The sequence below is a fragment of the Streptomyces sp. Xyl84 genome, assembly GCF_059731885.1.
This window is the reverse complement of record NZ_AP029183.1, coordinates 161,770-181,152: the sequence shown is the minus strand read 5'-3', so window position 1 is coordinate 181,152 and position 19,383 is coordinate 161,770. Positions and strand designations below refer to the sequence as shown.

The following is a 19,383-nucleotide window of genomic DNA, read 5'->3' as shown; positions in this document are numbered from 1 at the left end:
GGCATGACAGCGCCGCGGTCCGGCCGTTGCAAGTGGCGGCCTGCCCGAGCCTGACCCGGTCACCCGACCGTCAACTCGGCGGTTGCGCGTCCGCGTTGGTGGGCGATGTCCGGCGGTACGTCGCCGCTCCGGCTGCCCACGGCGGCCACGACGCTCTCGCCGAGGTCACCCCAGTGCAGCCGGCAGGCGCCCGTCCGACCTGCTGGAAGCCGCCACCGCCCGCAGCGCCCGGACCGCGCCCACCTCGTACTTCCCGCGCCATACACGACGGCTCCCCCTCATGCACCTGTTCTTATCAAATTCTCACCATAGGTATGATCATCGTAAGTGTCGGCTTCCGCGTCCATTGCACGATGTATGGGCGCAGAAGCCGACTTGGTCATGTTTGAGGAGCAAAACAAGTGCATATGAGCTTGCGGGCCCGCACGATGGGCATCGCGACGCTGACCTCGGCCGCCGTGCTGGCGGCGGCCCCGTACACGGCGGTGGCCGTGGAGCGGCCTACCGCACCGGCGACCGTGGAGGTACCGAGGAGCAAGCCGGTCACCGAGGCCGCCACCGCAGAAGCGGCGCTGGCCGCCGCCAAGGCATTCGACCGGCGGGTGGAGGTGCTGGACCAGCGCACCGAGACGACCACCACCTACGCCAACCCCGACGGCACCCTGACGACCGTCCAGTCGGCCGGTCCTGTCCGCATGATCAAGAACGGTGCGTGGACCGATGTCGACGTCGACCTGAAGCGCAACGGCGATGGGACGGTCAGCTCGCACGCCCACCCGGAGAACCTCACTCTCGCAGGCCCCGGCGGCTCCCGCGCCGCCTCGGTTGCGCACGCCGCGCTTGCCCCGGACTCCGCCGCCCGCGACCTGATCACCCTCGGCTCGGGCCGCCAGCGGCTGTCGGTGCAGTGGAAGGGCGGCTTGCCCGCGCCCGTCCTGGACGGCAACCGTGCCACCTACCGCGACGCGGCACCCGGCGCCGACCTCGTCGTCGACGCCACCCGCAGCGGCTTCGAGCAGTTCCTGACGCTGAACAAGCGCCCCCAGGGCGGTGCCCCCCTGGTACTGCCGTTGAAGGTCACCGGCCTCAAGGCCGAGGCGCAGGACGACGGTTCGATCCTGTTCACCGACAAGACCAGCGGCGAGCGCGTCTCCACCATCCCGGCCCCGACGATGTGGGACGCCTCGGTGGACGAGCGCTCCGGCGAACACACCAACCGTCGGCCCGTTCCACTGAAGATCGTCCAGACCGGCGACAGCATCGAGCTGCGCCTGACTCCCGACCCCGAGTGGCTGGCCGACCCCAGGACGCAGTACCCCGTCACGATCGATCCGACCGCGGACGTCCTCGACGTACTGTTCGACACGTGGGTGCAGGGCGGCGAAACCGCCGACCAGTCCGCCTCCACCGACCTGAAGATCGGCTGGCCGGGCGACAGCACGGGCACCACCAAGCGGGTGGCGCGCTCCTTCCTCACCTTCCGCACCTCGCCGTTCGCCGACGCGCTGGTCACCGACGCGAAGCTGAAGCTGTACAACTACCACTCCTGGTCCTGCCAGGCGCGCGGTTGGGAGGTATGGGCCACGGACCCGGCCGACACCGGCACCCGGTGGACCGAACAGCCGCAGTGGAAGCAGAAGTTCGCCACCTCGACCGAGACCAAGTCCACCACGTGCAACAACGACGGGTACGTCAGCGCGGACATCACCGAGCTGGCCAAGGTCTGGGCGAGCGCCAAGGCCGACACCAGCTCGATCGGACTGCGCGCCACCGACGAGAACGACACCTACGGCTGGAAGCGCTTCTACTCCGGTGACGCCGCTGAGGACCGCATCCCGCAGCTCGAGGTGACGTACAACTACCGTCCACGCAACGGCGTCAACCTCCAGGCCGGCCCGCCGTTCGTCAGCGACGGCGGCATCTACAAGGTCCCCACGACCACCCCGACGCTGCGTTTCTCCACCGAGGACGCCAACCCTGACGACCAGGTCCGCGGCACGTTCGAGATCACCGATCTTGCCACCGGCCAGGTCGTGACCACCCTCAACTCCGCCTTCGTGCCCGCAAGTACGACCGCTCAGGTGACGGTGCCGGCCGGCAAGCTGCTGACCGGCCACACCTACAGCTTCCGCACCACCACCTTCGACGGCACGCACTGGGCCAACGGCTGGTCCGCCCCGGCCACGTTCCACGTGGACACCGCCTGGGCGATGGATGCGGCCACCCGGACCCTCGGCTACGCGAACGCCGCCTCCGAGGCCGCCGACGTCACCGCCGCCACCACCAGCAACAGCAGCTACGCGGCAATCGCGACGACCGACGAGAACACCATCGGCGTGCCCTGGAACGCCTCCGGCACCATCGACATCGCCGACGGCAACGGCGGCTTCGCCTCCCTGGGCCTGCCCGGCGGCACGGCCAAGGGCACTTCGGTGGGCGGCACGGTCGTCTACACCGACCCGGCGCAGAACGTGGACACCGTCACCCAGCCCACCGCCGAGGGCGGCGTCCGCACCCTTCAGGTGATCAAGAACGCCGACGCGCCGCACTCCTACCGGACGGCCCTCCAACTGCCCGAGGACGCCGACATCGTCGCCCACGAGGACGGCAGCGTCTCCGTGCTCGACGGTGCCGTCCCCACCGGCACGGTCTCCGTCATCGCCGGCGCCAACGGCAACTACCTCTCCGCCCGGGTGAACGACGCCGGCGACCAGGCGGGCAAGGTCCGCGCCTCGGCCACCACCGACAGCACCTGGGAGAAGTTCACCCTCGTCGCGAACACCGACGGCACCTGCGCCCTGAAGTCGCAGGCGAACGGCAAGTACGTCAGTATCGAGAACAACTACACCGGCATTCGCCAGGGCATGCTGCGCGCCCGCGCCGACTCGGTCGGCACGTGGGAGAAATTCACGCCGGTCAAGCAGCAGAACGGCGCATACGCGCTCAAGGCCCTTGCCAACGGCAAGTTCGTGACTGTGGAGACATCCGCCACGGGCGTGGACGCTGCCCTGGCCCGCGCCACGGCCACCGCCGTGACCGACGCGCAGATCTTCACCATCGTCCCGGACCAGCCCCGCGAGCAGATCGGCTTCTTCGAGGCACCCTGGGCCAAGGACGCGGCCGGCAACGACGTCCCGACCCGCTACGAGGTCAAGGACGGCAACCTCGTGCAGACCGTCGACTTCTCCGCCACCACCGCCTTCCCGGTCGTCATCGACCCCGGATTCTGGTCCACGGCGTGGAAGGTGACGAAGTGCGCCGCGTCGGTCGCCAGCTTCATCTACGGCTTCACGCCCCAGGGCTCGAGCAAGAAGGTCATCACGGCTGTACGGCTGGTGAAGAAGGTCGGCTTCCGCAAGACGGCGAACATCATCCGCACGTATCTCAAGCGGCACAAGCTGACCACGGACGGACGCAAGATCGTCGCCGGCATCCTCGGCATCAACTCGATCAAGAGCAACTGCAAGTTCTGACCCGGAAGGAGGAAACACCATGTGGATCGCAGGGATCGCGATCACCGCGCAACTGGCCCTGGTCGCGGTCTATCTGGTGGTACGGGGCCGCCGCTCCTCGGCACAGCGCGCCGACACGGCACGGTGGCCGCATATGGGCGAACGGATGTCGTACGGCTCCCTGCTCGCGGCCGCTGCGGGACTGCTGGTCGGTCATCTGTCCGCCCGGCCACACACCGATCCGCTGTTCCTCGGCCTGGCCGGCCTGCTGCTGCCCGCCCTGGCGGCCCAGGCGCTCGCCGCACTCACCCCGGTTCGGGGTGCCGCACCGGCCGTGGCACTCGCGGGCGGCCTGGCAGCGGGCATCGCGACGGTGCCGTGACGCACTGAACCCTCGGTGAGAACAACTGGCCGGGCCGGCGAGTACCGACTCGCCGGCCCGGCCAGTCCTCTCCTCACGACCCGTCCGTAGGGAGATGAGTTCTACGAGCTGGTCCCGGGGAGTGGTCGGGGCGTCGACGTGAAGGCGTACGCGTACCTGCTGGAGGCCGGTACGGTGGCGGCGACGGCCTGGTGGGCCTACATGGAACCGATGTTGACGATGGAGCCCTTCGCGCCGCGCTCGATCATGTTGGCGGCGACGGTCTGGGTGAGGAAGAGGCGCGGTTGAGGTCCTGGTAGCGGTCATAGTCTGCGGCCGTGTGCTCCAGGAAGGGCTTGGGGGCGAAGACGCCGGCGGCGTTGACCAGGAGGGTGGCGTCGGCGTGCTCCTCGGTGAGGGTGGTGCGCAGGCGGTCTACGGCGGCGGGGTCGGCGGCCAGGCCGACGACGGCCGATGCGAGAACGGTCGGCCCCTCGTGACCGGCATATCGCCCGCCTCCCCGGCCGCCGGCGCGACGAGGACAGCGAGCTGGAGGACGACTGGACGCCGTCGCTGGTCGTGCTGCCGGGAGAAAGCACGGCACGGTGGTTGATCCCCGAGGGGCGGACACCGGGTTTCATGCGACGACAGCGCACGTGACGTGCTCAGTTGCTGTTCACCGCATCGGTGGCCGGCCCGCGCACAGCAGCAGATGACCCACAGCCGGCCCACTGAAGGCGCATCACATGGAATGCCGCGGCGTTCCAGCAGGCGCCCCCAGCGCCTGTACCTCCGCGTAAGAGAGGGCGGCGAGTTCCGTCGGCAGGCCGTCGCGGATGGCCCTCGCAGTGGTCACAGCCGCCGCCAGGGCATTGCGGTAGAGCAGAGAGCCGAGACTGATCCTGCGCACGCCCAGCGCGGCCAGATCGGTGATGGCGGGTCCGGTCGGCGTGTAGAGGATGTTCAGCGGGACGGTGAGGGTTGCCGTGAGGGCGGCAATCCTGTCCGGGTCCGACAGCCCTGGCACGAACGCCCCGTCCGCACCGGCCTGTTCGTACACCGCGAGACGCGCCCCGGTCTCTTCCTCCTGGCACCCGAGCCAGTAGGTGTCGGTGCGAGCGTTCACGAACAGCGCGGGCACGGCGGCCTTGACCGCGGCGATCTTCGCGGCGTGCAGTTCCACGGGGGCGAGGGTGCTGTCGGAGCGTCCGTCTTCGAGGTTGATCCCCGCGGCGCCTGCGTCGTACAGCTTTCTGGCCAGCTCGGCCACTTCCTCCGGGTCGTCGCTGAAGCCCCCTTCGATGTCGACGGTGAACAGAAAGGAGCCCTGTCCGAGCCGGCGAGCCAGAGCCAAGGTCTCCTCGGCAGTCGCCGCCGCCCCGTCCGGCAGACCTGCGGCCGCGGCCACGCCAAGACTCGTGGTGCCGATCGCCCGGAAGCCCTCCGCCGCCAGAACGGCCGCGGAGGCGTAGTCCCAGGCATTGGGCAGCAGCAGCGGGGTCTCCTGGTCGTGCAGACAGGCGAAAGGGGTCCGCGGGCGCTGAAGCAGGCCGTCGGCCATGGCAAGGGCGTGAGCCCGGCCGGGGCAGAGCCGCGGCGGTGCACCGAAGGTGAGGGGCACGGGGTGCACACGGTTGGCAGTAGCAAGGTCCAGGAGCACCACATCGCCCTCGGCGATGTCTCGACCGGCGACCCGGGTGGCACGAGTGGCGACCCGGCGCAGGGCCGCTACCGGCGGAACTTCCCGGAGCACCCGGGCCAGCGGTACGTCGCTGCCGGCCGCAGCTTCCACCAACGCAGCCGTCGCCGTGCAGGCCTGCACCAGCAACCCGATGCGGTTGGCGGCAGCCTCCAGCGCGGCTTCATCCGCCGGCACTGGCACCAACTGCGCCACCAGCCGCGCCACCGCCTCGTCCGCGGCCGCGTCCGCACCTCCGAAATAGGCCCCGGCCACCACGGTCACCGCTTCCGCAACCGCCCCGGGATCCGGCATCCCCAGAGCCTCGGCAAGGGTACGCACCACCCGTACCCGGACCTCCCCTTCGGGCCCGGCCGCGACCGCCCGCCGTAGTGTGGCGGGCTCCAGCCGGGCCAGTTCGGCCTCCACCAGAGCCCGCCGTCGCCGGTGCGCCTCACCGGAACTGAACCGCGCCACGGTGGCGCGCAACCAGGCGCCGTCAGCTCCGGCCGGACCACCGTCCGCAGCCGGCAGCTCCGGGACGAGCGCCGGGTCGGCAAGGGCCGCCGAAATATCCGCATAGCGGTCGAACTCATGCATGGTGTGCGTCATGGCCCTGACGCTAGGGCCGGAACAGTTCGGCATCCCCCGAACCGTCCCTGCGCCATCATGACCTCATGCCCCCACTCGCCGAGAGCGCTGGCCTGTTCGCCGACCGTACCGGGCCGCCTTCTGCCAGGCGCTGATCGACGGCCGCGCTTGGACAGCGGCGGCACCTTTCCCGACGACCTGGTGCAGACGCGAGCCGCCTGGAACGCCGCCTACGCCGTGCTCGCCGCACCCCGCCCCCGCGACACCACCGCCCTGCGCCGCCGTCTGCTGCGTCCGTACGGCTGTGGTGGCACCCCTACTGGCGGACGGCACCCTCGGTGCCGGCCGCGCCGCGAGCTGCGCCGGCTGGCCCGTGCCCGGCAAGCCGTCGGGGCCGCGTGACCTGCGCCGCCTCGGGAAACAGGATCACGTGGCGGCACAGGTTGCGCCTACCTGTTGCGCCACGGGTTGCGCTAGGTGTCGCTCGGCCCGCCGGAGCACGTCCGTGCAGCGACGCGGGGGCAGCGGCGGGGCCGGGGTCCCATGCATGTTCGAGGTCTGCCCGGGCTCAGCCGGCGATGCCGAAGGCGGCCAGGGGCCTTCGCCAGCCGCGGGCGGCGTGGCCTAGTAGGGCTTGGTCAGGTCCGTATCAGTGTGGGTATGTCGCGGTGGCAGGTGGGGCAGGCGCCGGCCCAGGTGGCGAGGAGTGTTTGGAGTTCTCGGACGACTTGGTAGAGGCTCAGGCCTGCGCCGCGTCTTTTGGGTCTCGTGCCAGTCGTTGCAGCGTGCAAAAGGCATGGGCGGCCGATACGAGGGTGACGTGGTGATGCCAGCCACCCCAGGTGCGGCCTTCGAAATGGGCCAGGCCCAGAGCCTGTTTCATCTCCCGGTAGTCGTGTTCGATGCGCCAGCGCAGCTTGACCAGCCGGACCAGGGTCGCCAGCGGCATGCCGGAGGGCAGGCTGGAGAGCCAGAACTGCACGGGTTCGGCTTCAGTGGCCGGCCATTCGGCCAGCAGCCAGCGTTCGGGCAGCTCAGGACCGTCGGTGGCCTGGCGGACGCCGCGTCCGGCCGGGCGGATGCGCAGAGCCACGAACCGCGAGCAGATGCGTTTGAAGCCGCTGATTCCTTTGCCAGGGCGGGAGCCTTCTCGCCAGGACACCGGTCTCGCGGCCGTCCTGCCGGCCGCGATGACCAGGTCTTTGACGGTCTGCGCAGGCTCGGGATACTGCAACTGCGGTGGCCGGCCGGTGCCGGCGTAGGCGGGCTGGACGGGCCGGGCGTCGGCCGGGTGGGCGGTGTGACGGCAGGAAATGCCCACCGCGTAGGGCAGGTTGCGTTCTTCCAGGCCGTGGCGGAAGGCGGCGGCATCGCCGTATCCGGCGTCCGCGACGACCAGGGGAATGTCGATGCCCCACGACCTGCTCTCGTCGATCATGTCCAGGGCCAGCTGCCACTTCTCCACGTGCCCCACCTGGTCGGGGATGCCGCAGCGACTGCGGCGGGCGACCTTGACCGCATCGGCCTCCGGCGAGTCGGGATCCCACGAAGCGGGCAGGAACAGTCGCCAGTTCACCGCGGCCGAGGCGTGATCCCGGGCCAGGTGCAGCGACACCCCGACCTGGCATTTGGTGACCTTGCCCGCGGTGCCGGTGTACTGCCGCGACACACACGCCGAGGCGTCCCCGTCCTTCAAAAAGCCGGTGTCGTCGACGATCAATGCCTCCGGACCGATCGCCTCGGTCATCCGCCAGGCCAGCCGGGCCCGGACATGGGCCGGATCCCACGGGCTGGAGGTGATGAAGTGCGCCAGCGCCTGACGGTTGCCGTCCTCACCCAGACGTGCCGCCATCGGCTCCACCGACTTACGCCGGCCGTCCAAAAGCAGTCCCCGCACATACGCCTGCCCCCACCGCCGCTGATCCGCACGGAAGAACCCGTCGAACAACTCCGCCGCGAACGCCTCCAGATCCTCCCGGACCCCGGCCATCTCCTCAGGTGTCACACCATTCCAACGACGCTCGCGAGCAGTAGACACGCATGCACGAGTGAAGATGACCAAGCCCTACTAGGCCCTGTCGTCGAATTCCCGCCTGCCTCGCGACGCCATGCACGCACTCTCGCCGCACCGGGCCCAGACCCGAGTACGTCCAGTACGAGGGTCAGGGCCCGGCACGCCGAGAGCACGCACCTGACGCCGCGAGGCCCGCCCTCCGGGCGGACGACGGGAATTTGACGACAGGACCCAGGGCTGCGACGAACAGCTCGCTGAGCAGGACTTTGCGGCGCAATTCACCTGATCCTGTTCCCAATTGGCGCGCGCGCCACCGGCCCGACCGCCAGATATCCTCCCCTGATCCGATCACGAAGGTGACCAAGGGGAGGGCCCATGGAGGACCGTGCGGAAACCACGGTGGGGGAGTACGTCGAACTGGAGTACCAGGTGACGCGAGAGGACATGAGACAGGCACTCAAAGCGCGGGCCAAGGCGTCGGGCCGTGCCCGGCGGACGCAACGGTTCGCTCTGATCGGCGTGGCCGCGTTCGTCGGAGCGTCCGCGGTGCCGCTGGTGAAAGGTGAGGCCCCCGACACGCAGTCGCTGGTGATCGCTGGCCTGTTCGTCGTGCTGCTGTTCGTGATACAGCCCTGGCTCCTGGCCCGCCAGTTCCACAAAATCGCGTCCCGGAATGGCGCGTACCGCGCCAAGGTCGACGACTTCGGCGCCACCGTCAGCAACACAGGCGGCTCCAGCCAGCTCAACTGGACCGCCGCCCCGCATTACGCCGAGACCCCCGACACCTTCGTCCTGCTCAGCGGCGACAAGAACGTCTCGTGCCTGACCGTGCTGCCCAAACGCGGCGTGCAAGAACCGGGGGGCGTGGACGGCATCAGGACTCTGCTGGACCGGCACATCCGCAGGCTCTGACCCAGGGCGCGTCACCCGGCCCCAATCGGCTTCAGGCGCTGGCGGCATGGACGCTGACCGCAACCTGGCAATTGGCGCGTTTGCCCAGGGCCCCGCAGTATTGCGGGGCCACGACGACCGACATTCTTCCGCCCTTGGGCACCGACACGTCGTCGATCACCCAGGCCGTCGGACTGATCAGTGGCAGCATGCGCAGACCCGCCGCTGGGCGGGCACCGGGTCCCAGGTGGACTGCGGATCCATCGCCCGCTGCTGACGACGGCCCGCGCGCCCTCCGGCACGGCATGTTCAAGTCCGTGGCTTATCGTGCGCGCGGGACGCCGGCCCGCCGGTGAGCGCCTGTGGTTGAGGGAGAAGCGAAGTTGAGCAATGTATTCAAGCCCGCCCCGGGGATTCCGGACGAGCTCCAGCGGCGGCTGGGGGTGCCGGACGCGGTGATGATCGGGCTGGGCTCGATGATCGGTGCCGGGATCTTCGCCTCCCTGGCTCCGGCGGCTCGCGCGGCCGGCTCCGGCCTGTTGCTCGGCCTCGCTCTGGCTGCGGCCGTGGCCTACTGCAACGCCACCTCCTCCGCCCGGCTCGCCGCCCTCTACCCGGCCTCCGGCGGCACCTACGTCTACGGACGCGAGCGACTGGGCGAGTTCTGGGGCTACCTGGCCGGCTGGGCGTTCGTGGTGGGCAAGACTGCCTCCTGCGCGGCCATGGCCCTGACCGTCGGCTCCTACCTCTGGCCCGGCCGGGCCCACGCTGTCGCGGTGGCCGCCGTGGTGGTCCTGACCGCGGTGAACTACGCGGGCGTCCAGAAGTCCGTCCTGCTCACGCGCATCATCGTGGCCGTTGTCCTGGCGGTCCTCGCTGTCGTCGTGGCCGCCTCGCTGACCTCCACAGCCGTGGACAGGGCTCACCTGGACATGGGGACAGACGCGACGGCGGGCGGGGTGCTCCAGGCGGCCGGGCTGCTGTTCTTCGCGTTCGCCGGCTATGCCCGCATCGCCACTCTCGGTGAAGAGGTCCGCGACCCGGCCCGCACCATTCCGCGGGCCGTCCCGATCGCCCTGGGCATCACCCTCGTCGTCTACACCTTCGTCGCTGTGTCCGTCCTGTTGGTCCTGGGCCCGGACGGCCTTGCCGCCACTGGGGCACCGCTGACCGAGGCCGTGCGCGCGGCCGGCGCCGACTGGCTCGTCTCCGTCGTACGCGGCGGCGCGGCCGTTGCGGCTCTCGGCTCCCTGCTCGCCCTCGTCCTCGGTGTCTCCCGCACCACCCTGGCCATGGCCCGCGACCACCACCTTCCCCACGCTCTGGCTGCCGTGCACCGGCGCTTCAAGGTCCCCCACCGCGCCGAACTCACCGTTGGCGCCGTCGTTGCCGCAGCCGCTGCGACCACGGACATCCGCGGAGCGATCGGGTTCTCCTCCTTCGGTGTCCTGGCCTACTACGCCATCGCCAATGCCTCCGCCTGGACCCTCACCCCGGCCGAAGGCCGCCCGGCCCGGATCATCCCCGTCGTCGGCCTCACAGGCTGCCTCGTCCTGGCCTTCGCTCTCCCGCTGCCCTCCGTGCTCACCGGCGGCGCCGTCCTCCTTGTCGGCGCCGCCGCCTACGGGACGCGCCGTATGCTCACCGACCCCGCCCAGCGGCGGCACCCCCGCTGAACCAGCGAAATCGAGGGCGACCGTCCGGGCGGCAGCGGCCGGCCGCTCTCAGGTGGACGTTGCTGGCGAACCTGCCCCGCGCACGGTTCACGGCCTCGGGAACGATTGATGTCGGGGAATGCCGGCCTGGCGGGTCGGCTGGTAGGTAATCAGCAGGCGGCCTGCCGGGCGAGCACGAGTAAGAGCTGCGAACAAAAGTGGGTTCCGATCAGCGGGCGGTGTCCGGTGCGTGCGATCGCAAGGCGCCGGAAGGTCCTTGTAGCGGAGCTGTCAGGGCCTTCCGGCAACGCGGCGAGGGCGCGTGCCGGCCGCCGGCCGCCGGGGCCCACTTTTGTTCGCAGCTCTAAGGTGCCGGACTTGCGTCGCGCGGGCCTGCGGGCGAAGCGGTCGGAGACCGGACCCACGATGGCGAGGCGGGTCTCGGTGCAGGTCTCACGGCGGCCTGTGAACCGCTGCACGGAGTCCAGCCCGCCACCACACGCTCGGCCACCGAGAAGTCGTCCCGCAGTCCGGGCAGGTGGCTCTGGATGAGCCACGCCGGGCCAAGCGACTCCAAGATCACCCACGGAAACGCGGCCGGAACCGATTTCAAGAATCGCCATCAGCGTGTCCGCCACCGCCGACTTCGAGAAGGCCGCGCAGTTCGTGAGGGACCATGACCTGGACGCCTTCTGGGCGAAGCACCGCATCCGTGAATCCGCCGGATCGGCTGCGGTGGCGAAGCAGCCACCGCGGCCGGACCGGAAAGGGGTGTTCTCGCAGATCAGGCGCCGCAGAACTCGGCGTCGACGACCCGCTGTTCGTGGACGTTCCAGTCGCCGTTGAAGTTCAGCGACAGCACGTGGTCACCGTCCGCCGTCGCCATGGTCTGCGAGATGGAGCCCTGGATGCCGCCGTTGTGCCCCCACACCTCGGTGCCGCACGACAACGTCATCTTCATCAGTCCCAGGCCGTAGGAGAAGTCCGGCAGATCCTTGATCATCACGGTCGTCATCATCTGTTCGAGCTCAGGGCCTTTCAGGAGTCGGCCGGAGAACAGGGCCCGGTAGAAACGGTTGAGGTCGCGGTTGTTGGAGATCATCTCTCCGGCGGCGCCCGCGAAGGAGGGGTTCATCTCGGTGACGTCGTAGACAGGTCCGTCGTGCTCGCCTGGACCGGCGAGTTCACCGGTCAGCTTCGAATAGGCGCGTCCGCTGGGTCCGGGGACACGGACGCGGTTGCCCGGCACGCTGGTGGAGTCCAGGTGCAGGGGGCGCAGAATACGCTGCTCGATCTCGTGGGCGTAGGAATGGCCGGTGACCTTCTTGATCACCATGGAGGCGATGACGTAGTTCGTGTCGGAGTAGCTCCAGGAGTCGCCCGGGGTGAAGGTGGGCCGGTGGGCCATGGCGAGCCGGACGATGCGCTCGGGTGTCCAGGTCTCATAGCGGTGCTGGAGGAAGTCGGTGCTGAACTCCCGCCGCTTGAAGCTTGCGTCGTCGGTGTAGCTGTAGATGCCGCTGGTGTGGTTCAGGAGCTGGCGGAGCTTGATCTTGCTGCCGTCGTTGCCGTTCCCCGTCACCAGACCCGGTAGCCAGTGATCCACCGTGTCCTCCAGGCTCAGCTTGCCCTCAGCCTCCAGCTGGAGCATCACCGTGGCCACGAACGTCTTGGTGATCGAGCCGACGCGGTAACGGTCATCGGCGTGCGGCTTGCGCCCGGTCGCCAGATCCGCGGTGCCCGCACGCCCCGCCCAGGCGGTGTGCCCCACCTCGGCGAGCACGCTGCCACCGGGCGGCCCGTCCTGGACCACCGACTCCAGGGCTTTCCGGGTGGCCTGGTGTCCCGCCCGCGCGCCGGCCGTGTCCTGGGTGCCCGCGGCGGACGCGGGCAGGGTGAGTCCGGCGCTCATCACGGCCGCCGTCATCGCCCCGACGGCAGCGACCCGCATCCTGCGCCCCGGCCGCCCGCGACCGCCGCGCTCGGACGAACGTGCCTCGTCAGCGCCGTGCGGGTGCTCATGCATGAAGGACTCCTTCGGTGATGGTGACGACTGAGTCCAGTATTTTGATCAAGGTCTGGGTCCGGGATACCGCAAGCCACCGGCTTGCGGGTGGGGTTACCCCCAGGGGCTGTTGCGTGATCACGTTGCGTCCGGAGTGCCGTGCTGGCCCGTCTCTGAAGGGAACAACCCGGTTCGGGGACGAGGACGCACAGGCGCTGGCGGCGGTGGGCAACGGACCGCTCGACGGCCTCGCCGAGGTTGTGTCACCAGATGTCACCGGTCAGCGACCTGGATCGCCTGGGGTGCCCCGGCCGTGGCGCCTTCCGCGAAGAACGGAGCCTGTCCCGGCAGATGACCTCGATCCCCGGCCGCTTCGCCGGCCACTCGCTGTCCGGCGTCTACGATCGGCGCCATGCCCCGTGGCACGACGGCTCGTTCGCCCGTGAGATGGTTGCTGTCATGACTACTGGCGCGCCGCGGAGCGAGGTTCTGCTCGAGACGAGTCGGCTGCTGCTCAGACCCTGGCGGGTGGACGAGGCTGTCGTGCAGCGTGAGCTGTGGACCGAACGTGATCCACGAGTGCCGGCGCACCGCCGAATCGACACGGACGGACACCCCACGCTCGCGGAGCTCGAGGATTCGATCCGTACCGACAAGGTGTGGTCGACCGGGTTGCTGGCGGTCGAACGGAAGGCGTCTGGTGACGTCATCGGCTATTGCGGGCTGGTCGACAGCGGGCGGGGACCGGCAGGGGAACCGGAACTGGCATTCGAGCTGCTACGCCGAGTTCGGCGTCAGGGTTACGCGACCGAGGCCTCGTCGGCGGTTCTGGAATGGGCCCGATCGTCTGGGTACGAACGTCTGTGGGCCACCGTCTGGGACTGGAACACCGCTTCTCGCAGAGTGCTGGCCAAGGTCGGGTTCACCGAGACCGATCGGAAGGAAGTGGACGCGGTACACGGGACCACCTTGTTCACCACGAGACGGCTCTGACACACCCGACGCCTGACCTTGCGGACGGAACCGTGCAGTGCCGCCCGGCGACAGGTGCCCTCCTTCGCGTCGGCAGGCAGAAGCGGACGCGGCACACACTCCATGCCAGGCGCTCGGGAGGCAGCATGGTGGGCGGGCTGCCCAGTTCACCCGCTGCCGCGGACCGCCGATCCTTCGAGCAGCGCGCTGCATGGATCAGGTGTCGCTGATCCACTCGAAGGCGGTGGCCTCCTGCCATGCGGCGATCACGTGCTGGAGGACGGTGTCTGTCTCCTGGGCGGCAGCCGAGATCGACGTCGTGCGGCGGCACCTCAGCACCCGTCTCCCGGCGCCGGCGGGCGAGTTCGTCACAGGAGCCGCCTGCATGTACGTGAACACGGCGGACAAGCATTTCGTCGTCTCCCGCCACTCCACTCACGAGGGCGCCGTCGGGTCTGCGGCTTCTCCGGTCACGGGTTCACGTTCGTGCCGGTGATCGGGGAGATCCTGGCCGACCTGTCGGTGGACGGCACGACACGCCGCTCCATCGCACTCTTCGACCCGGCCCGGCTCCGGCGCGGCCCTGCGAGGGCCGCGCCGGACATGACCGGAGGCCGGTGCGTCCACGCACGCCTCTGAAACCGACGGTCAGGAAGTGGTGCGGCCGATGGGGGACTTGCCGGGTGCCAGGGTGCCGAGGGCCGAGTACGCCCGGCAGCTGCCCGACTCGTCGTAGTCCGTGGTGATCTCCAGGACCCGGTGTCCGTCCGGTGAAGGCAGCAGCGCAGGGCTGTAGTTGGGGCAGGGGTCGTTGCGTACGTCGGAGACGCTGACCGGAGCCTGGTGCGCCTGCCAGGTGCCCCGGCCCCCGCTGGTGCTGGTGAAGAGGGTGCCGCCGGTGCCCGGGGCCGCCGTGCCGCTCTGGTCCACCAGCATCTGGCCGGTCAGGAAGAGGGTGCCCTCCCTGCCTCCGCCCGCGGACCAGGCCAGCGTCGGGGTGTGGGCGAAGTGCTCACCCGCGGCGTCGGTCGGCACGGAGCCGGGCGCGGCCGGGTCGCCCCACTGCCAGGCGTCGCGCGAGGTCCGCAGGTGCACCACGCAGTCGTCGGCACGCCCGGTGCCGCAGATCTCGTACGTCATGACGTAGGTGCCGGTGGGCAGGCGCCGGACCGTCGCCATGCCCGGCCGCAGCGCCGGGTCGTCGCTGCGCACGACGGCCCGCGAAGCGGACCAGTGGACGCCGTCACGGGTGGACTTCTCGGCGAGGAACTGGCTGTGGGCGGGCTGGTCGGTCTCGTCGGAGTAGTACATGACCAGCCGGCCGTCCGCGGCCACGGTGAACTCCGGCTCCCACAGCCCGTGCGCGTTCGGCGAGGCGGCGGCGGTGCTCAGATACTGCCAGTTCCGTCCGGCGTCGGTGCTGCGCCAAATCCGCAGGGACATCCGCCGATCACTCGCGCCCTGGCCCACCGAGCCCGCCCACAGCAGTGTGCCGCGGGGCAGCGCGCCGATGCGGCGCGGCAGTTCGTAGAGCGTCGTGCAGCACAGGCCGGTGCGGGCCGCGACAGTGTCGCTCACCCGTCCCACGCGGGTGAAGGACCGGCCGCCGTCGTCACTGCCGTAGATGTCGCCGGCCGGCCCGCCGCTCGGGAAACCGGTCACGGTGGTCAGGATGCGGCCGTTGGCCGCCCCGTTGTGGGCGAGCCGGACGACCCGCGGGTACATCGCCGCGTCGGGCCCGAGCGGCCGGCCGGTGGCCGCGGCCCCGGCAGGCACGGCCGCCGCGAGGATCATCACCAGCGCGGCGAGGAGGGCGGGCAGGGCCGCACCGCGGAGCACGGCGCGTGGCGCTGGCCTCGCGGCGGCCCGCCCGAGTCGGCCGGTACGTGCAGGGCGTGGGGCAGGGGTCATCGGTTGCTCCCCGAGTATGTAGGCGGTCGGGAGTGTGCGTGCGGGCGCGGCGACGCCGGATGGCGACACGTCAGGAACGTTCGGACACCGCGGCGTCGCCGCTCACGTTCAGCCAGAGCTCCTTGCGGACACGTCGGTCGCGTCGGCACGGCGATCACTGTGACACGCCCTTTGCAACGTTGCAAGAGTCGAGGAGGCGTAGGTCGCCGCCCGGTCACCCGGCGGCAGACATTCCACCTACGGCCGCCGACCGACGACCGGTTGCCGGCCCGGACGTGAGCGTCCTGGCGGCCCGGACCCGCCAGGTCGCCGGCCCTCGCCCGACGCTGCGCGGGACCACGACCGTACGAAACGGTCCATGCGTCCATGACTGCGACGCTGGAAAGCCGCGCCCCGCTCCGAGCCGTCCGGCACGGCACGTGCGTACCTTCCCTGACCGGCACCGGGGCTGCCGGCGGGACACTGCAGGCGCCGAGGCGGGCGACCGTCCGCTGCCGTCTCCCGCCCGGAACCCGGCCGACGCAAGCGGCAGCAGCGATGCGCGGCCGGCGGTGGTCTACGTGCCGGCGGTACGCAGCGATCGCTCAGATCCGTACCCGGCGATCGCTCGCATCCGCGGGCAGCGGATCGTCCCGCGCCGCGCGAAGATGCCCGGAGACGGCCGTCGAGCGGATCGGGGCACCGTGCGGCCGGACGGAGGCCTCGGAGCTGCGGACAGAAGCGGGCCCCGGCGGGGGCGGTGTCCGGAACCCACCTTTGCCCGCAGCTCTCAGCCCTGACCGTTGGCGAACCAGTCGGCCAGGGCGGGATCGACGCGCCGTACCGTGACGGGGCGGCCGTCGGCGCGCAGCGACTCGGTCGCCGCGACACCGGCGGCTACGGCCTCGCGGGCCGCGACCGGGCTGGTGTCCGTCGCCCCGCCGTGGCGGACGAAGCGGAGGAACTCGGCCACCAGCAGCGGGTCGGAGCCGCCGTGGCCGCCCTCGCCCGGGGCCGGCATCGCAACGACGAGGTCGGCGTCGGCCCGGTAGCCGCTGCGGTGTTTCCACACCCGGACCTCCGCCGTTTCTCCGTGGTCGCCGAAGTTCTCCAGGCGGCCCTCGGTGCCGATGACCGTGTAGTTGCGCCAGTAGTCGGGCGTGTAGTGGCACTGCTGGTAGCTGGCGTGTACGCCGCCCTGGAGCCGCATGACCATCATCGACAGGTCCTCGACGTCGACGACCGGGTTGAGGCCGGTGTTGGACAGCGGGGGCCAGTTGTTCTCGGGGTCGTACCAGTCGGGCATGACGGCGCCGGGGGCCTGTCCCGAGCGGTCGGTGATGTCGCCGTAGACGGTGAGCCCGCCGAGGGCGGTGACGCGCTCGGTGTACGCGCCGGCCAGCCAGTGGATGACGTCGAGGTCGTGGGCGCCCTTCTGCAGGAGCAGGCCCGTGGTGTTGCGGCGGTCGGCGTGCCAGTCCTTGAAGTAGAAGTCGCCGCCGTGCCCGACGAAGTGACGGCACCACACCGCCTTGACCTCGCCGATCTCGCCGCGCTGGATGAGGTCACGCATGACGCGCACCACCGGCATGTGCCGCATGTTGTGGCCCACGTACAGCCGGGTGCCACTGCCCCGCGCGGCTTCCAGGACGCGGTCGCAGCCCTCGGTGGTGATCGCGAGCGGCTTCTCGACGAAGACGGCGACCCCTGCTTCCAGCAGGTCGACGGCGAGGGCTTCGTGGGTGTGGTCGGGGGTGATGACGAAGACCGCGTCCAGCTCTTCGGCGGCCAGCATCTCCCGGTGGCCCGGGTAGACGTGGACGTCGTCGCCGAACCACTCGCGGGCCCGGCCGAACATGCCGGGTGCGGTGTCGGCGGCGGCCACCACCACTGAGCCCTCGCCGGGGTGGTGGGCCTCCCGTGCGAGGGTGGCGCGCAGTCCCAGGCCGATGACGCCGAGGCGCAGGTCACGTGTGGGGGCGTGGCCGTCCACCGGGGCGGCGGAGTGGAGGGAGGTGTCGGTCATGTGTACTCAGCCCTTCATGCCGGAGAAGGCGATGCCCTGGATGAACTGGCGCTGCATCGCGACGAACACCACGATCACCGGGAGCGTGGCGAGGAGGGACCCGGCCATCAGCACCGGGTATTCGGTCAGGTGGGCGCCCTGGAGCGAGGCCAGGCCGGCCGACAGCGGCATCTTGGCGGGGTCGGTGTTGACGATCAACGGCCACATCAGGTCGTTCCAGGACCACAGGAACGTCAGGACGCCCAGCGCCAGCAGTCCCGGGCGGGCCAGCGGCAGCGCCACCCGCCAGAAGACGGTGAACGGGTTGGCGCCGTCCAGCCGTGCCGCCTCCTCCAGCTCCTCGGGCAGCCCCATGAAGAACTGCCGCAGCAGGAAGGTGCCGAAGGCGGAGAACATCCCGGGGACCACCAGCGCCTGCATGGAGTCCAGCCAGCCGAGGTCCTGCATGATCTGGTACTGCGGCAGCAGGAAGAGCTGGCCGGGCACCATCAGCACGGCGAGGAACCCGAGGAAGATCATCCCGCGCCCGGGGAAGCGGATGCGCGCGAAGGCGTACGCCGCCATCGAGCACAGCAGGAGCTGGGCCCCGGTCCGCAGTACCGCCATGACGACGGTGTTCACGAACTGCCGCCCGAACGGGACCGCGTCGAAGACCGCCCCGTAGTTCGACCGGTCCCAGTGCGCGGGCAGGATCGTCGGCGGCACCTGTACGGACTCGCCGAAGCTCTTGAAGGAGGTCAGCACCTCCCACACCAGCGGGAAGACGGTGACCACCGCGCCCAGCGCGAGCAGGACGTGGGCGGGCCACAGCCTGCCCTGACGGCTTCCGTTCCCCGAGCGCCAGGAGCCCCGGGCGCCCTGCGTCGCCTCACGCATAGTGGACCCACCTCTTCTGCAGCCGGAACTGGACGGCGGTCAGCGCCATGATCAGGACGAACAGCACACAGACGATCGCCGCGCCGTAGCCGCGCTGGTTGTCGAAGAACGCCTTCTGGAAGAAGAGCATCACGACGGTCTGGCCCTCGCCGTAGGCCGGGTTCTGCAGCGCGTTCTGCGTGTTGCCGCCGATGATCAGGTACACCAGGTCGAAGACCTGCAGGGACTGGATCACCGACAGGACGGTGGTGAAGAACAGGGTCGGGCTCAGCAGCGGCAGGGTGACCGAGAAGAACTGCCGGACGTGCCCCGCGCCGTCGAGCGCCGCCGCCTCGTAGTAGTCGCCGGGAATGCTCTGCAGTCCGGCCAGCAGCAGGATCATGTTGTAACCGACGGTCATCCACACGCCGACGACGGCCACCGCGAAGCGGATGGTGTGCGGGTCCGACACCCAGTACGTGCCGTGGATGCCGATCGCGGACAGCGCGTGGTTGAGGATGCCGGAGTCGCCGTTGTAGAGCCAGCGCCAGACCACCGCGACCGCGGCGGGCATCGTGACCACCGGCAGGAAGTAGAGCGTGCGGTAGACACCGGTGCCGGTCAGGCCCTTCAGGTTCAGCAGCACCGCCAGCACCATCGACAGCGGGATGCTCAGCAGGACCAGGCCGGTGTAGATGCCGGTGTTGCCGAGGGACTGCCAGAACTCGGGATCGTCCACCAGGGTGCGGTAGTTGGACAGGCCGATCCAGGTGGTTCCGCCGAAGGCGCCCCACTCGGTGAAGCTGTAGTACACCGTCTGCACCACGGGCCACAGGTAGAAGACCGCGAGGCCCAGCCCGGCCGGGGCGATCAGCAGGTAACCCCACCACTTGTCCCGGTGCTGGAACCGGCGCTCACGGCGGCGCAGTTCCCGCTGGTCGAGTGTGTCCGGCCGCGGGCACCGTGCCGGTGCGGCGGTTTGCGTACGCACGT

General features: G+C 70.2%; 15 protein-coding genes and 1 pseudogene. 7 read left to right on the top strand and 9 right to left on the bottom strand.

Features of this window, described 5'->3' with window-relative positions; all coding sequences use genetic code 11:
• Positions 1–407 precede the first annotated feature (407 nt).
• Positions 408–3,473: a DNRLRE domain-containing protein gene (locus AC6I72_RS32485; protein WP_498006408.1), complete on the top strand. Its 3,066-nt coding sequence runs from the start codon at positions 408–410 to the stop codon at positions 3,471–3,473.
• Between the two features lie 19 nt (positions 3,474–3,492).
• Positions 3,493–3,834, top strand: a complete 342-nt coding sequence (locus AC6I72_RS32480; RefSeq protein WP_498005036.1) for a hypothetical protein — start codon at positions 3,493–3,495, stop codon at positions 3,832–3,834.
• 721 nt (positions 3,835–4,555) lie between these two features.
• Here AC6I72_RS32480 and AC6I72_RS32475 read toward each other — a convergent pair.
• Positions 4,556–6,103 (bottom strand): isocitrate lyase/phosphoenolpyruvate mutase family protein, encoded by a 1,548-nt coding sequence (locus AC6I72_RS32475; protein ID WP_498005035.1) that lies wholly within the window; start codon positions 6,101–6,103, stop codon positions 4,556–4,558.
• A 147-nt stretch (positions 6,104–6,250) separates the two neighbouring features.
• Between AC6I72_RS32475 and AC6I72_RS32470 the strand changes: the two genes are divergently transcribed.
• Positions 6,251–6,484 (top strand): hypothetical protein, encoded by a 234-nt coding sequence (locus AC6I72_RS32470; RefSeq protein WP_498005034.1) that lies wholly within the window; start codon positions 6,251–6,253, stop codon positions 6,482–6,484.
• 337 nt (positions 6,485–6,821) lie between these two features.
• On the opposite strand, the gene AC6I72_RS32465 is transcribed toward AC6I72_RS32470, so the two are convergent.
• Positions 6,822–8,072, bottom strand: coding sequence for an IS701 family transposase (locus tag AC6I72_RS32465; RefSeq protein WP_498004750.1), 1,251 nt, complete (start codon positions 8,070–8,072; stop codon positions 6,822–6,824).
• A 399-nt stretch (positions 8,073–8,471) separates the two neighbouring features.
• Between AC6I72_RS32465 and AC6I72_RS32460 the strand changes: the two genes are divergently transcribed.
• Positions 8,472–9,008, top strand: a complete 537-nt coding sequence (locus AC6I72_RS32460) for a YcxB family protein (RefSeq protein WP_498005033.1) — start codon at positions 8,472–8,474, stop codon at positions 9,006–9,008.
• A gap of 37 nt (positions 9,009–9,045) precedes the next feature.
• Here the strand turns inward: AC6I72_RS32460 and AC6I72_RS32455 are convergent.
• A pseudogene (locus tag AC6I72_RS32455) lies at positions 9,046–9,242 on the bottom strand (transposase); the annotation flags it as partial.
• 128 nt (positions 9,243–9,370) lie between these two features.
• Between AC6I72_RS32455 and AC6I72_RS32450 the strand changes: the two are divergent.
• The gene (locus AC6I72_RS32450) at positions 9,371–10,663 is read left to right on the top strand and encodes an APC family permease (protein ID WP_498005032.1); all 1,293 of its coding nucleotides are present in this window, start codon (positions 9,371–9,373) and stop codon (positions 10,661–10,663) included.
• A 763-nt stretch (positions 10,664–11,426) separates the two neighbouring features.
• On the opposite strand, the gene AC6I72_RS32445 is transcribed toward AC6I72_RS32450, so the two are convergent.
• Positions 11,427–12,668: a serine hydrolase domain-containing protein gene (locus AC6I72_RS32445; protein WP_498005031.1), complete on the bottom strand. Its 1,242-nt coding sequence runs from the start codon at positions 12,666–12,668 to the stop codon at positions 11,427–11,429.
• Positions 12,669–12,917: 249 nt separating this feature from the next.
• Here AC6I72_RS32445 and AC6I72_RS32440 point away from each other — a divergent pair, with 249 nt between their 5' ends.
• Complete coding sequence (locus AC6I72_RS32440) at positions 12,918–13,640, top strand: GNAT family N-acetyltransferase (protein WP_498005030.1); 723 nt, start codon at positions 12,918–12,920, stop codon at positions 13,638–13,640.
• A gap of 195 nt (positions 13,641–13,835) precedes the next feature.
• On the opposite strand, the gene AC6I72_RS32435 is transcribed toward AC6I72_RS32440, so the two are convergent.
• Positions 13,836–13,991, bottom strand: a complete 156-nt coding sequence (locus tag AC6I72_RS32435; protein WP_498005029.1) for a hypothetical protein — start codon at positions 13,989–13,991, stop codon at positions 13,836–13,838.
• Between the two features lie 120 nt (positions 13,992–14,111).
• Between AC6I72_RS32435 and AC6I72_RS32430 the strand changes: the two genes are divergently transcribed.
• Positions 14,112–14,258, top strand: coding sequence for a hypothetical protein (locus AC6I72_RS32430; protein WP_498005028.1), 147 nt, complete (start codon positions 14,112–14,114; stop codon positions 14,256–14,258).
• Between the two features lie 9 nt (positions 14,259–14,267).
• On the opposite strand, the gene AC6I72_RS32425 is transcribed toward AC6I72_RS32430, so the two are convergent.
• The 4 genes from AC6I72_RS32425 to AC6I72_RS32410 all read right to left on the bottom strand — a co-directional run bounded on the left by AC6I72_RS32425 (position 14,268) and on the right by AC6I72_RS32410 (position 19,381).
• Positions 14,268–15,458: a sialidase family protein gene (locus AC6I72_RS32425; protein WP_498005026.1), complete on the bottom strand. Its 1,191-nt coding sequence runs from the start codon at positions 15,456–15,458 to the stop codon at positions 14,268–14,270.
• Positions 15,459–16,299: 841 nt separating this feature from the next.
• Positions 16,300–17,535, bottom strand: a complete 1,236-nt coding sequence (locus tag AC6I72_RS32420) for a Gfo/Idh/MocA family protein (protein ID WP_498005025.1) — start codon at positions 17,533–17,535, stop codon at positions 16,300–16,302.
• A gap of 6 nt (positions 17,536–17,541) precedes the next feature.
• Positions 17,542–18,411 (bottom strand): carbohydrate ABC transporter permease, encoded by an 870-nt coding sequence (locus tag AC6I72_RS32415; protein ID WP_498005024.1) that lies wholly within the window; start codon positions 18,409–18,411, stop codon positions 17,542–17,544.
• Positions 18,404–19,381, bottom strand: a complete 978-nt coding sequence (locus AC6I72_RS32410) for a carbohydrate ABC transporter permease (RefSeq protein WP_498005022.1) — start codon at positions 19,379–19,381, stop codon at positions 18,404–18,406. Before AC6I72_RS32410 ends, AC6I72_RS32415 begins: the two co-directional genes overlap by 8 nt.
• Positions 19,382–19,383: the final 2 nt, after the last annotated feature.